The sequence below is a fragment of the Marinimicrobium hydrolyticum genome (genome assembly GCF_030848505.1).
Classification (GTDB): domain Bacteria; phylum Pseudomonadota; class Gammaproteobacteria; order Pseudomonadales; family Cellvibrionaceae; genus JAVDDU01.
In genome coordinates, this window is sequence record NZ_JAVDDU010000003.1 from 88599 (window position 1) to 102149 (window position 13551).

The following is a 13551-nucleotide window of genomic DNA, read 5'->3' on the forward strand; positions in this document are numbered from 1 at the left end:
CAGTTCCCTACAATGTGCAGCTTTCTTATGATGAAGCGCCTTCATGTTTAACGAGATTCCCACCCAGCGCCCTGATACGCCTCTGTTGGACAGGGTTCACTTCCCCGAGCAGCTGCGCGAACTCAAAGAAAAACAGCTGCCGCAGCTGGCGGAAGAACTGCGTGCGTTCTTGCTTTACAGCGTGGGACAGACGGGCGGCCACTTCGGCGCCGGCCTGGGTGTAGTGGAGCTAACACTGGCTCTGCACTACGTCTATCACACCCCGGAAGACCGGCTGGTATGGGACGTGGGCCACCAGACCTACCCTCATAAAATTCTCACCGGCCGGCGCGAAAAAATGCACACCATGCGCCAAGCCGATGGCCTGTCTGGATTCCCCCGACGGGAAGAGAGCGAGTTCGACGCTTTCGGCGTGGGCCACTCGAGCACCTCATTAAGCGCCGCTTTGGGCATGGCCCTGGGCAGCCGAATGGCCGGCAGCGAGCGCAAAACCGTGGCCGTCATCGGCGACGGCGCTATGACCGCCGGCATGGCCTTTGAAGCACTGAACCACGCCGCCCACACCCACACCGACATGCTGGTCATCCTGAACGACAACAACATGTCCATCTCACCGAACGTGGGCGGCATGGCCACTTACCTGTCCAAGGTGTGGGGCAGCAAGTTTTACAATTCCCTGCGCGAAGGCAGCAAACAGGTACTGACCAAAATTCCCACCGCCTGGGAATTTGCCCGCCGCACCGAAGAGCACCTGAAGGGCTTTATGTCCCCCGGCACTTTGTTCGAGGAAATGGGCTTTAACTATGTCGGCCCCATCGACGGGCATGACTTGCCCAGTTTGATCAGTTACTTGAGCAATCTGCGCGACGTCAAAGGTCCTAAGCTGTTGCATGTGATCACTCGCAAGGGCAAAGGATTCGGTCCCGCGGAAGAAGATCCGGTTGGCTACCACGCCCTCAACAAACTGGAGCGGAGTCCGAAAGCGGCCGCACCCGGCATGAAATACCAGCAGGTGTTTGGCCAGTGGTTATGTGATGTGGCCACTCAGGAGCCGCGCTTACTGGCAATCACCCCAGCCATGTGCGAAGGCTCCGGGATGGTTGAGTTCGCCAAGCAATTTCCCGATCGCTTTTACGATGTGGCCATTGCCGAACAGCATGCCGTTACCCTGGCGGCCGGATTGGCCTGCGAAGGACAAAAGCCAGTTGTGGCTATTTATTCCACTTTTTTACAACGGGCCTACGACCAGCTGATTCACGATGTGGCGTTGCAGAATCTGGACGTCACCTTCGCCATTGACCGCGCCGGCATGGTGGGCGAAGACGGCGCTAGCCACGCGGGCAGCTTCGACCTGACCTACCTACGCTGCATCCCGAACATGGTCATTGCCACACCCAGCAACGAAAATGAATGCCGCCAGTTGCTGCACACCGCGTGGCAGCACCCTGGCCCCGCCGCTGTGCGCTACCCCCGAGGTACCGGACCGGGCGCACCCATAGACCCGAACCTGCAATCGCTTCCTCTCGGCAAAGGCGTGCAGAAACGCCATGGCGAAACTGTGGCGATACTCAGCTTCGGTGCCTCCCTGCAGGCGGCGCTCCAAGTGGGCGAGAGTCTGAACGCCAGCGTGTGTGACATGCGCTTTGTAAAACCTTTGGACCAAGAACTCATCGAGCGCATGGCGCACGAACATAAGCTGCTGATAACACTGGAAGAGAATGCCGTGGCGGGCGGTGCTGGCAGTGCCGTAAGCGAACACCTAAACAGCCTGGGATTGGTCACGCCCTTGTTGCAACTGGGCTTCGCGGACCGCTTCGTTGAGCACGACAAGCAACAGCGGCAGCTGGCCAGCCAGGGCCTGGACGCAACCGGCATTGAACAGTCCATTCGCGCCCGTTTAGCGTTACTCCAAGCCCCCGACTAACGAGCTCAATCGTCCTATTTTTCTCAGCCGGTCCCCTCTTCCAATTGACGATGCCTTCATCTTCGGCGAGGATCTGCTGACCGGTCGTTTCCCAAGACGACCGGTTTCACTCGAAAAATAAGAACGGAGCTCTACCATGACCAATCCCAAAATCCTTTTTTGGGCCATTACCGTGGCCCTGGGTGGTTTCCTGTTCGGTTTTGACACCGCTGTTATTTCCGGTGCCGAACAGGCCATTCAACGTGAGTGGGGGCTATCCAACGCCCTCGTCGGCCAGATGGTGGCCATGGCCCTCTACGGCACTGTGATCGGCGCCTTGTTCGGCGGTATTCCCTGTGATCGCTACGGCCGCAAAACCACCCTGATCGGCATCGCCATTTTGTATCTGGTATCCGCCGTGGGTTCGGCCCTGGCGCCGGACGCCATCTGGTTAATGGTTTTCCGCTTTATTGGTGGCTTGGCGGTGGGCGCCTCGTCCGTAGCGGCTCCGGTGTACATCTCCGAAATTGCCCCCACACACCTGCGCGGTCGGCTAACAGCGATCTTTCAGTTCAATATTGTCCTGGGGATTTTGATTGCCTATGTCTCCAACTACCTGATTGGCAGCGCCGATTTCGGCAATTGGCGACTGATGCTGGGAATTGAAGCGGTGCCCGCGGCCATTTTTGTAGCCCTGGTATTCCTGGTGCCGCGCAGCCCGCGCTGGCTGGTCGTGCAGCGCGGCGCCATAGAAGAGGCCCGGGCGGTGCTGCAGCGCATCAACCCGGCTACGGCCGACGCCGAGCTAGCGGCCATTCAACACAGCCACCGCACCGCCAGCGGCCGCTCCGAGTGGCGGGAGTTTATTTCCGGCCGCTTCAATCTGCCGATTTTACTGGCCTTCCTATTCGCGTTTTTTAACCAGCTGTCGGGCATCAACGCGGTGATCTATTACGCGCCGCGCATTTTCGCCATGGCTGGCATGGAAGAAGGTGCCGCCTTGCTGTCCTCTGCAGGGCTGGGGATGGTCAATCTGACCTTCACTATCATTGGGCTGTTTTTGATCGACCATTTCGGCCGGCGTTTCCTGATGTACATCGGCTCGGTGGGTTACATCGTATCGCTGGCCTGTCTGGCGCTGATTTTCCAGGCGGAGGCCTTTGATGGCGCTCTGGTGCCGATGTTGATTTTCGTGTTTATCGCTTCTCACGCCATTGGTCAGGGTGCATGCATCTGGGTGTTTATCTCGGAAATCTTCCCCAACAATGTGCGCGGCTTTGGTATGTCCTTCGGCTCGGGCACTCACTGGGTATTTGCAGCCGTGATCGCCGGCACCTTCCCCTACTTTGCCGGGCTGCTGGGCGGCGCGCCGATTTTCGCCTTCTTCGCGGTGATGATGGTGCTGCAGCTGTTGTTTGTCCGCTACATGATGCCGGAAACCAAAGGAGTCTCGCTGGAAGAACTGGAAGCCAAGCTAAGCCGGCCCTAACCGATAGACTCCCCCGGACGAAGCAGACGATGCAACTACAGCTTCGTTCCGGGGGCCACCTTGCCTTATAAGCACATATTTTCTTATTCACACTCATGCTAACCGCTTCCGCTCAGCAGCTTGCCCGAGCTAGACAACCCCGATAGACTTGTAACCGGTTACAGTTTGGCCTGATGTATTCCCATAAGAAATGGCCTCTGCAACCACAAAATGGGCGATAACCCTTCAGGTATAAGCACTTCCCCACAAAGGAAGCACTGCCACACTATGTAACCGGTTACTTATAGTGGCTAACACCATAAGCAACCACTTTCCCGCACCTTATACCCTGGGCCGCCAAATTCACTCTGGGGACTTTTATGGCTGTACCCCAACACCAAAATAAATGAGGCTTAGCATGAAGGCTTTAATAAGAAAATGGTTGAGATGTATGGCATTCGCCACCCTCTCACTGACTGCGCTTACCGTCCACGCCGGCTTTTCCGTTTCCGGCACTCAACTCCTAGACGCTAACGGCAATCCCTTTGTCATGCGCGGCGTCAACGTACCCCACGCCTGGTATACAGGGGAAACCGCGCAGTCCTTAACTCACATTTCCAACCAGGGCGCCAATACCGTGAGGGTGGTGCTGGCCAATGGCGTACTCTGGTCCGCCACGCCGGAGTCTCAGGTCAGGGATATTATCAGTCATGCCAAAAATCAGAATCTAATTGTGGTGCTGGAAGTTCACGACACCACGGGCTACGGCGAACAATATGCGGCCGCTCTGGACCAGGCTGTGGATTACTGGATTTCTATTGCCGACGCGCTGATGGGCGAGGAAGACTACGTCATCATCAATATTGGCAACGAACCCCACGGCAATGGGCATTCCGCCAGCACCTGGGTCAACGACTGGAGCACAGCCATTCAGCGCATGCGCAACGCCGGCTTTACCCACACGCTGATGGTGGATGCCGCCAATTGGGGGCAGGACTGGGAGCAGATAATGCTCAACAACGCACAAACGGTGTTCAACAACGATCCACTTAATAACACCATTTTCAGCGTGCATATGTATGAGGTTTACCCCAACGACAACGCCGTCAATAACTACATGTCAGCCTTCAATTCCATGGGGCTGCATTTGGTGGTGGGCGAGTTTGCCGCTGATCATTGGGGCGCCTTCGTGGACGCCGGGGCCATTATGAATCGCTCCGAGCAATACGGTTTTGGATACCTGGGTTGGTCCTGGTCCGGCAACGGGGCCGGACTCGAGTCTTTGGATATTGTCCACAACTTCAGCAACAACCTAACCTCCTGGGGCGACTTGCTGTTCAACGGCGCCAATGGCATCAGCCATACCTCCCAACTGGCAACCGTGTTCACTGGTGGTGATCCGGGCAATGGAGATCCCGGAAATGGTGGCTCGAGCGGTCAATGTAATTGGTACGGCACCTTGTATCCCATTTGCGAGCACTCAGACAACGGCTGGGGTTGGGAGAATGGACAAAGCTGTATCGGATATAGCGAATGCGAGGCCAATGGTGGCATCGAAGACGCCTCTGGTGATGAGGACTCGAACGGCAACGGGGGTTCTAACGGTAATAATGGCTCTAACGGTAATGGGGGCTCCAACGGCAATGGGGGCTCTAACGGCAACGACTGCGGAACAGCCAGCAACGGCTACCCGTACTGCTGCGAAGCCTCTTCGGCTACCGGTGATGGCTGGGGCTGGGAGAGCGGACAAAGTTGTGTCGTTCAAACTGGTTGCGGAACTGCGCCAAACGGGTATCCCTACTGCTGCTATTCATCATCGAACACCGGCGGTGGTTGGGGTTGGGAGAACAACCAAAGCTGCGTTGTGCAATAGCCGGCGCAAAGGAAGCACGCAACCTCGAATGGAGGTATAAAAAACCCGGCGGAAGCCGGGTTTTTTATAGGGGGGCCTTTTCGCTAGATGTTAAGCCTTATCGTAGTACGCCGATTTGCGCGCGTACATGGCTTGGTCGGCACGCGTGATCAGCTCGTCAATCGGCGTGTGCTCAGTGGTCGCGAACCCTAAACTATAGGTGATTGGGTGACTGAACGAACCGGAATCCGTCTCGAGCGTCAAACTCAGCGCCGACTCCGTCGCGACCAGACGCCGCTCCAATGCACGAGCAGACGCTTCTCCCGCACTGCGCAACAGAATGTAAAACTCGTCTCCGCCCACCCGTGCCACTAAATCTTCATCCCGGCAGATTTTCGACAGATGACGCGCCACGGCAACAATTAATTGGTCGCCCGCTTCGTGGCCATGATTGTCATTAATCGGCTTCAGGCCGTTGATATCAAGCACCATAATGCCAAAGTGGTAACGGCCATCGGCTTTGCATCGGTTTACCTCAGCTGCCAATGCCTGTTCAAACGCGTGGCGATTGGCCATTTGGGTCAGGCTATCGGTTGCTGCCATTTTTTCCAGCCTCTGATTGAGCTTATCCAGTAACGCCAAGTTGTCTTCCAACTCCCGGGTGCGCTCTGACACGGTTGTTTCCAGATTGCTTTTTATGGTCAACAATTCATCAAACTGCTGGCTGATTTTTCCGGACATGGTATTCATCAGGTCGACGGTTTCCCGAAACTCGCGGAAGCGCATGGTATTGCTCACAGGTTCGTAATTACCCTGTGCCAACTGATGCGTTAGCCGATTGAGAAAACGCACCGGACTCACCACTCGCCGGCTGAGCAGCACCGACGTAATCACGGTAATAATCACCAGCGCTATGATGATGAACAGAGAAGTGCGAAAAGCGTCGTAAACAATGGCCAGCTGAATCGACATCGGTTGCGCCAGTTCCAGGCGCAAAGGTTGATCGGTAATTAGGCCAGTGAATTCAATTGCTGCGGTTTCAGTCACCAGATCGCCTTCACCCAGATTACTGTGTCGGGACAGGACTTGGTCGCCCAGTAAAAACGCCACCGACATGTCCTGCTGAACAATCTCCGGCAGCGATGTGATCGCTTCTCTGACCGCTGCCAATGGAATCGTGGCAACCAGTAAGCCGTTAAGTTGTATAGAGCGCGTGCCGGTGCCTTCAGAAGCGACGATGGCACTGGTAATCACCAACACCTTGTTAGCGCCCTCTTCGTCTACTACACCAACAACCGGGACGCGATTCAGCTGCGCCAGGCCCACATGATCTGCCAGGAAAACGCTTTGGCGCAAAGTATCGACGATCGACAAGGGACGCACCAATGGGTGCAATTCGGGCAGTTCGGCCAAATCGATCGTGATCCCCTCTTCGGGCACCGTCTCCATCGCAAACAAGTCCCGATCGAGAACGAAGGCGGCATTGACCATCGGGTAACGCTCAATAAACTGTTCAATCTGTTCAACAGCCCGGTGCCCGAGAAAACTACCGCTCGCCGCGCGAATCACCGGCACTTGCTGAGACAGACTGTCGAAGTCATGCAACAAATTCAGAAGCGATTGCTCGATTTCGAGCGCCGACTTTTGTGCTGTCAAACTCAGCTGCTCGCGCGCTGACTCCAAGGTCGAATCGTAGATGCGGTGCAGAAAGTACACTGACAGCAAGAGCATCGGCAGTAGCGACCAAAGCACGGCCACCTTGACCAAATAGGACTGGAACAACGGGTGACGCAGTTTCCGCTTGGGCGCTGAAGATTGATGCGCGGGCAGATTCATTTAGTCTCTCATCCGGCGGTTGTCGCGCTCGAGCTCACGCGCGATTTCGCGCTCAGCCAAACGCTGCATAAGGCTCGACGCCTCGGCGCCCGTGGCTAACCCAGCCTGATGCCGAAAAAAGCCCCGCACTATGGCGCCCCAGGCATGAGACATGGCACTTTCACTGGGTATCGGGCGAGCCTGTTCGAGCTGTTTGAACACGGTCGCCAGATGCTCATCTGCATTGTCGCGCGCGTAGCTGATCGCGCTACGCTCTACGGGCAACACCCGAAATTCATCGACCAACTTTTTTTGAGCTTCGGCGCTTAGGGCGTAGTTCAGAAATGCCATCATGGCGTCGTGTTTAGGCCCCTGCAGCCCGTGTTGGGGAAAAGCGAAAACCTGAGTTGAATAGGGAGAGATTAGGGTCCGTCCATTCAGGCTCGGTAGAAGAGCAACCCCGAGCTTGTCCCCCAATTTGGACGCGTATTCTTGCAGCGCCCAGTCGCCATCGATGGTATAGGCCGCCTGGCCAGCAACAAAGGCGCCATGGGCACAAGGGTAGTCGCACTCGGTATCGACGATCCCCTGCTCCGCCAGCCACCGGTAGTTATCCAGCCCTTTGGCCATGGCCGGAGTATTCAGAGTCAGCTCGTGGCCATCCATGGGCATTCCCCCATGGGCAGCGACATAGGGCATCAACCAGTACATAGCCTTGTAGTGCCAGGTGATGGGGATAACACCCTTTGCAGCAAGCGCCGGCGCTCGTTCTATCAATGACGCCCAATCGCTCGCCGGCTCATCAACATGATCCTTGTTGTAATACAACAACAGATGATTGCCCTGGGTCACCGGCGCGCCATAATAATGCCCATCGGCTAAACCCGTATGCCAAAGCTCATCGTTAATGTTGTGGGGAATGCGCTCGCGATCAATCCGACTGTACTCCATATAGCGGTGCAGACCGATGTGGTCCGAAGGAACCATCACAATATCCGGTGCAATCCCCTTATCGACCATATTGATTAGCTCGACCTTAATCTCGTCCTGATGAATCCAGCGGTGCTCGACCTCAATGCCGGTCTGGGCGGTAAAATCGGCGATAAATTCGAACGTCTGGGGCTGCATCCCAAATGTGTACACCAGGGTTAGAGGGTCTGGAGCGAGCTCCCGATTGATTAGGCGCAATATGATATCGGCGGTCTCCTCGGCACTGACGACTCCGGCCTGATAACGCAGCCAGCCTTTGCGGATAGCATCCCAAACTCGCACCGTGGCTTTTTCTGCGGGCAGAGGAATGGCATGAGGCAGCGCCTCGATAACGGTCTTCAGGTTGGTGCCGGCATTGGCCAGGGTGTAAGCCTGAGCCTCGGCCTCCACTGGCAACACCTTTAGTCGATCGGCTAGGCGCTTCTGTATTGGCGGACTCTGCAAGTAATTAATCAGCGCTCGTAGAGCCGCTTTATGCGGGCCATTGAGGCCGTCGCCCGGAAACACTAGCACGTGTGCCGAGTAAGTGGATCGCATCGGCTTGTCCGCCAATGCTGGCAGTGCGGACACTGCTAGGTTTTCGCCCAGCGCCTCTTGCAGCTGGCCCAGAGCCCAGTCCCCATTGATGGTGTAGGCCACCTCGCCGTTGCGGAACCGGCGCAGGGCACAATCGTCATCGCACTTGGGGTCAACCAGTTGCGCCTCGGCCAGCGCTCGGTAGTCGCTCAGCCCCCGGACCAAGGCGTCACGTTCGAGCTTAAATTCAAGCTCATTGGAGGCGGACGCATGCGCCAGCAGGAAAGGCGCCATCCAGTACATGCCCTGATAGTCCCAGGCAATGGTGTCGAAGGGTTGCGCACCGTCTCGGCGCTGCCATTCATGCAGCGCCTCCCAGGTGGTGGCCGGGGCATCCACCAACGCCCGGTTGTAGTAGAGCATCAAGTGGTTACCCAGCATCAAAGGTGCGCCATAGTAGCGATCCCCCACCCGAGCTGTTTCCCAGGCTTGCGCTTTAATGGTATGGCTAAGTGATGCAGGAATGATGTGACTGAGCTGAAAGTCCTCGTGCATACCAGCGTAGTCATTGGGCACAAGGGCAACCTCTAGGCCGCTACGGTTGGCGCTGGCCTCGTGCAGCACATCCACCATCTCCGACAGGGAAACCCAGCGGGTGCGCACGGCAACACCGGTTTCCTCAGTGAAGGACTCAACCAGATCGAGTAGGCCCTGCTGCTCATAAGAGTAATAGAAGGTCAGTTCGGTGGCGAGGGTTCGAACTGGAAGTAGCGCGCTGCCCAGTGCAACAGCAAAGCTGAGCCAGAAACGGATCATGGCGTGCGGCACCTATCGTTATGCTCTTCTTCAACAGAGAAAAAGAGATCGTTTGTCTGTGTCCGTTGCCAGGGGGTGGAGGTGACGACCTGTCGTATTTTTCATTATTTTGCCTGTCACACCAGTCCGGTGCAAGCTCGGCATTGGCCGCTCATCCTTCAAACGACTCAAGGTGTTGCAACCCCGAGCCTGTACTAAGTATAGCTGTTGCTCGCCCAAAGAAAAGCCCGGCTTCGGCCGCCTGGTTGCTCCGCTAACGTGAGCAACCAGGCGGCCGAAGCCGGGCTTTTTCGGCTTTCAATACTCGCCGTTAGCTGGCGCCGCGACCGGGATCGGACGTTTCCAGCTTCACTGCGCGGTAACCACCTTGCTTGCGGTCACGCAGGTACATGACAGCGAAGAAGCCTGCCACAATCAGTGCGATGGGGGCTACCCAGCGGAAGGCCATACGACCACCGTAGTTGTCGGCGGGACGCAGTACTGCGCCTGCTTCGGCAATCAGTTCACCTTCCTGGTCTAAACCAGAATCCAGAAGTGAACGCAGCGCGTTACCGGTCAGCTGGCCGTCGAGCTGGTTGTTATTACGGAAGTAAGTCAACGCACGCTCGTTGTGGCGAATCACCGTTTCCACGTCGTCGGCCCGGAAGCCCAGACGTGCCAACTCTTCAAGGTCGCCGGCAGCGGCTTCGGCCTGCTCCACGTAAGTCGGGAAGCGGTTTTGCACTTGCTCCATAACTTGCACGGTGCGCTGCTCATCCAGGGCATCCGGCATGTAACGGTCGGCAATTACACCCATTTGGCCTTGCAGAGTACCAGAGGCGGCCATACCCGCACCGATCATCAGTACGATGCCCACCGAACCGGCTTTGGGGAAGCGCTCGCTCATCAAGCCCACCATGGTGGGGAAGAAGAAGGCCACACCGAAGGCGAACAGGGTAGCGGCAAACAGCAATTGGAAGACGCCAGTTTCAAAGGCAGAGAACAGAATCAACCCGAGGCCGGTAAAAACGGCGGAGAAGAACAGCATGCCCGTGGGTGCCAGGCGCTCCACAACAGGACCGGCAAACAGACGCAGAACAGCCATCAAGCCGGTGATCCAGGCAAATACCAGCAGCCCGTGCATACCGGCGTTTTCCAGTACGTCTGGAATCCAACGCATGGGGCCCAGTTCCAGCGACAGGGTGACCATTTTGATCAGGATCAGCAGCAGTACGATGGGGTGGGTCAAGGTGTAACGCAGGATTTCGCTCACCGGTACACCCGCTTCGGCGGTTTCGGTTTTGGGGAACTTGAGCGGCAGAATCATCGCACCGTAAACAATAATCGGGATGTACATAACCGCGATATGGACGGTCCAGTGGCCCAAGTTAAGAGCACCGATAGAACCGATCTGGAACATTACCCAACCAAGCAGGGCACCGACCACCATGCCGCCGGGGAAGAAGGCGTGAAAGTGGTTGAGCTTGACGGTTTTTTGCTCTGGATAGAGCGCAGCCGTCATGGGGTTACCTGCGGCTTCAATCAGGCCGTTACCAATACCGAGGCAGATGGCCCCGAGGAACAGTACCCAGAAACCTGCGGGTGTGCCGGCCGAGAAGTAGGCGAGCAACAACAAAGTGACACCGACCAAGTGGCCGACGAAAGCACCGGAAGCCGCAACCCGAAGGCCGATTTTTTCCAGTACCGGCGCTACCGCGATCAGCGATAGAGCCATACCCCAAAGTACCGCACCACCGATAAAACCGACGTCTGCGTTGGTCAAGACGAACTCGGTTTTCAGCTGGCCCAAAATCCCGCCAACCAGTGCGAATGAAAAAGCCGTGGGGAACAATGCCAGACAGGCCCCAGCAAACAAGCGCGAACGGTGAATGCCGTTGGCATCCAACTTAGCTGTATTCATAAAGACGATCCTCAGTGTTATTGTTGGCACCCCGCCCCAAGACGGGGTTTGCCTGCTTTTACATTATTATGTGTTCAGCGGTGTCCAGCGACCATCGTCTTCGGACGAACGCAGTACTGCATCAATAAAACGCATACCCAGCACGCCGGTTTCAATACCGGGAATCCACGCCTCCATCGGATGCGATTCACCCTTGCGCTTGGCCACCAGCACATCTGCCACATCGGTATACAGAGTAGCAAACGCCTCCAGATAACCTTCCGGATGCCCGAAGGGAATGCGAATACCGCGCACTGCCACTTCACTATCCAGGTTATCGTCGCGCCGGGTAATACGACGGTGGTTGCCCGCCAGTGGCGTTAACCACAACTCATTGGGCTTCTCCTGCGCCCACTCCAATCCGGCCTTATCACCAAATAGGCGAATACGCAGACCGTTTTCACAGCCAGGGGCTACCTGACTGGTCCAAAGCATGCCTTTAGCGCCACCTTTAAAGCGCATCATGGCGTGGACATTGTCATCCACTTCGCGTCCGGGCACAAACGCGGTCAAATCCGCGCTTACCGCGTCCAGCTCCAAGTGCGAAATAAACGTCGCTAACTGGAAAGCGTGGGTACCAATGTCCCCCAAGCAACCGGCCTTGCCGGAGCGCTTAGGATCGGTGCGCCAGGCGGCTTGTTTGTTGTCGGCGTCTGGTGCCGTAGTCAGCCACTCTTGCGGATACTCCACTTGCACCAAACGGATGTTACCCAAGTCGCCACGCTCTACCATCTCACGCGCATAACGCACCAGCGGGTACGCGCTGTAGTTGTGGGTCAGGGCAAAAAAGGCGCCGCTTTTGGCCACGATGCCGGCCAGCTCTTCGGCTTCTTCCAGGGTGCGGGTGACCGGCTTGTCGCAGATCACATTGATACCCGCTTCCAGTGCTGCTTTGGCGACAGGAAAGTGCATGTGGTTGGGAGTCACGATGGCCACCGCTTCAATGCCGTCCTCGCGCTGGGCTTCGGCTTTGAACATGGCTTCGTAAGACTCGTAGGAGCGCTCCGGTGCAATGTGCAGTTCGTCGGCTGAGGCCTTGGCCACGTCCGGCTTGGAAGACAGGGCGCCGGCTACCAGCGTGTAACGATCATCCAGGCGGGCGGCGAAACGGTGCACGCCACCAATGAATGCGCCTTGACCGCCGCCGACCATACCCAGTCGGATCCTAGGTTCTGTCATTGTCTAACCTCCTTAAAGACCGAGAATACGGCGGTTGCTGGCTTCGTCGGCTTCGCCACCGGCGAAATCGTCGAACGCTTTTTCCGTTACACGGATAATATGGTCGTTCACAAACTTCACGCCTTCTTCGGCACCGGCTTCTGGGTGCTTCAGGCAGCATTCCCACTCGATCACGGCCCAGCCTTCGAAATCGTAGGCAGTGAACTTGGAGAAGATCTGTTTGAAGTCGATCTGACCATCGCCCAGGGAACGGAACCGACCGGCGCGCTCCACCCAGCCTTCGTAACCGCCGTACACGCCCTGCTGAGCGGTGGGGTTGAACTCGGCATCTTTAACGTGGAACAGCTTGATGCGGTCGTGGTAACGATCGATAAAGCCCAGATAATCCAATTGCTGCAGGATCAGGTGGCTGGGGTCGTAGAGCATGTTGGCGCGGGGGTGGTAGTCCACTTCCTTCAGGAAGCGTTCAAAAGTGGCGCCATCGTGCAGGTCTTCGCCGGGGTGAATCTCATAACACAGATCAACACCCGCCTCGTCAAAGGCGTCCAGAATCGGCCTCCAACGTTTACCAAGCTCAGCGAAACCCGCATCCACCAAACCGGCGGGGCGCTGGGGCCAGGGGTACATAAATGGCCAAAGTAAGGCACCGGAAAAGGTCGCGTGAGCGGTAAGGCCCAAGTTTTTACTGGCTTTGGCAGCCAACATCAGTTGATTGACGGCCCACTTTTGGCGCTCGTCGGGCTTACCGTGATATTCCGGAGGCGCAAAGCCGTCAAACATTTCGTCGTAAACGGGGTGCACCGCAACCAGTTGGCCTTGCAGGTGGGTGGTCAGCTCGGTCAATTCCAGACCGTGGCGGGAGAGCGTATCTTTTACTTCCTGACAGTATTCCTGGCTTTCCGCAGCGCGCTCCAGGTCAAAAATGCGCTTGTCCCATGACGGAATCTGTACGCCTTTAAACCCCAAGCCACCAGCCCACTCGGCGATGTTCTCCAGGGTATTGAAGGGCGCTTCGTCACTGCAGAATTGGGCTAGAAATAGGGCGGGCCCTTTCATCGTCTTCATTATAGTCT

8 protein-coding genes are annotated in these 13551 nt (G+C 56.7%); 3 read left to right on the forward strand and 5 right to left on the reverse strand.

The window, feature by feature from the left end:
• Positions 1-43: 43 nt before the first annotated feature.
• From dxs to RBH33_RS06550, 3 genes are all read left to right on the forward strand, one after another.
• Positions 44-1924, forward strand: a complete 1881-nt coding sequence (dxs, locus tag RBH33_RS06540; RefSeq protein WP_306731351.1) for a 1-deoxy-D-xylulose-5-phosphate synthase — start codon at positions 44-46, stop codon at positions 1922-1924.
• Between the two features lie 136 nt (positions 1925-2060).
• Positions 2061-3392: a sugar porter family MFS transporter gene (locus RBH33_RS06545; protein WP_306731352.1), complete on the forward strand. Its 1332-nt coding sequence runs from the start codon at positions 2061-2063 to the stop codon at positions 3390-3392.
• Positions 3393-3822: 430 nt separating this feature from the next.
• A complete protein-coding gene (locus RBH33_RS06550) occupies positions 3823-5244 on the forward strand; it encodes a cellulase family glycosylhydrolase (protein WP_306731353.1) in 1422 nt (473 codons plus the stop codon).
• 90 nt (positions 5245-5334) lie between these two features.
• Here the strand turns inward: RBH33_RS06550 and RBH33_RS06555 are convergent, their stop codons facing one another.
• The 5 genes from RBH33_RS06555 to RBH33_RS06575 all read right to left on the reverse strand — a co-directional run bounded on the left by RBH33_RS06555 (position 5335) and on the right by RBH33_RS06575 (position 13543).
• Complete coding sequence (locus RBH33_RS06555; RefSeq protein ID WP_306731354.1) at positions 5335-7059, reverse strand: diguanylate cyclase domain-containing protein; 1725 nt, start codon at positions 7057-7059, stop codon at positions 5335-5337.
• Positions 7060-9360 (reverse strand): sugar ABC transporter substrate-binding protein, encoded by a 2301-nt coding sequence (locus RBH33_RS06560; protein WP_306731355.1) that lies wholly within the window; start codon positions 9358-9360, stop codon positions 7060-7062. It lies immediately after the preceding gene.
• Positions 9361-9670: 310 nt separating this feature from the next.
• A complete protein-coding gene (locus RBH33_RS06565) occupies positions 9671-11260 on the reverse strand; it encodes an MFS transporter (protein ID WP_306731356.1) in 1590 nt (529 codons plus the stop codon).
• Positions 11261-11326: 66 nt separating this feature from the next.
• A complete protein-coding gene (locus tag RBH33_RS06570; RefSeq protein ID WP_306731357.1) occupies positions 11327-12478 on the reverse strand; it encodes a Gfo/Idh/MocA family protein in 1152 nt (383 codons plus the stop codon).
• 12 nt (positions 12479-12490) lie between these two features.
• The gene (locus tag RBH33_RS06575) at positions 12491-13543 is read right to left on the reverse strand and encodes a sugar phosphate isomerase/epimerase family protein (protein WP_306731358.1); all 1053 of its coding nucleotides are present in this window, start codon (positions 13541-13543) and stop codon (positions 12491-12493) included.
• Positions 13544-13551: the final 8 nt, after the last annotated feature.

What these genes read in the sequence shown, in the direction of transcription:
- dxs (WP_306731351.1), top strand. Translation starts at nt 44, where the DNA reads ATGTTTAACGAGATTCCCACCCAGCGCCCTGATACGCCTCTGTTGGAC.
- RBH33_RS06545 (WP_306731352.1), top strand. Translation starts at nt 2,061, where the DNA reads ATGACCAATCCCAAAATCCTTTTTTGGGCCATTACCGTGGCCCTGGGT.
- RBH33_RS06550 (WP_306731353.1), top strand. Translation starts at nt 3,823, where the DNA reads ATGGCATTCGCCACCCTCTCACTGACTGCGCTTACCGTCCACGCCGGC.
- RBH33_RS06555 (WP_306731354.1), bottom strand. Translation starts at nt 7,059, where the DNA reads ATGAATCTGCCCGCGCATCAATCTTCAGCGCCCAAGCGGAAACTGCGT.
- RBH33_RS06560 (WP_306731355.1), bottom strand. Translation starts at nt 9,360, where the DNA reads ATGATCCGTTTCTGGCTCAGCTTTGCTGTTGCACTGGGCAGCGCGCTA.
- RBH33_RS06565 (WP_306731356.1), bottom strand. Translation starts at nt 11,260, where the DNA reads ATGAATACAGCTAAGTTGGATGCCAACGGCATTCACCGTTCGCGCTTG.
- RBH33_RS06570 (WP_306731357.1), bottom strand. Translation starts at nt 12,478, where the DNA reads ATGACAGAACCTAGGATCCGACTGGGTATGGTCGGCGGCGGTCAAGGC.
- RBH33_RS06575 (WP_306731358.1), bottom strand. Translation starts at nt 13,543, where the DNA reads ATGAAGACGATGAAAGGGCCCGCCCTATTTCTAGCCCAATTCTGCAGT.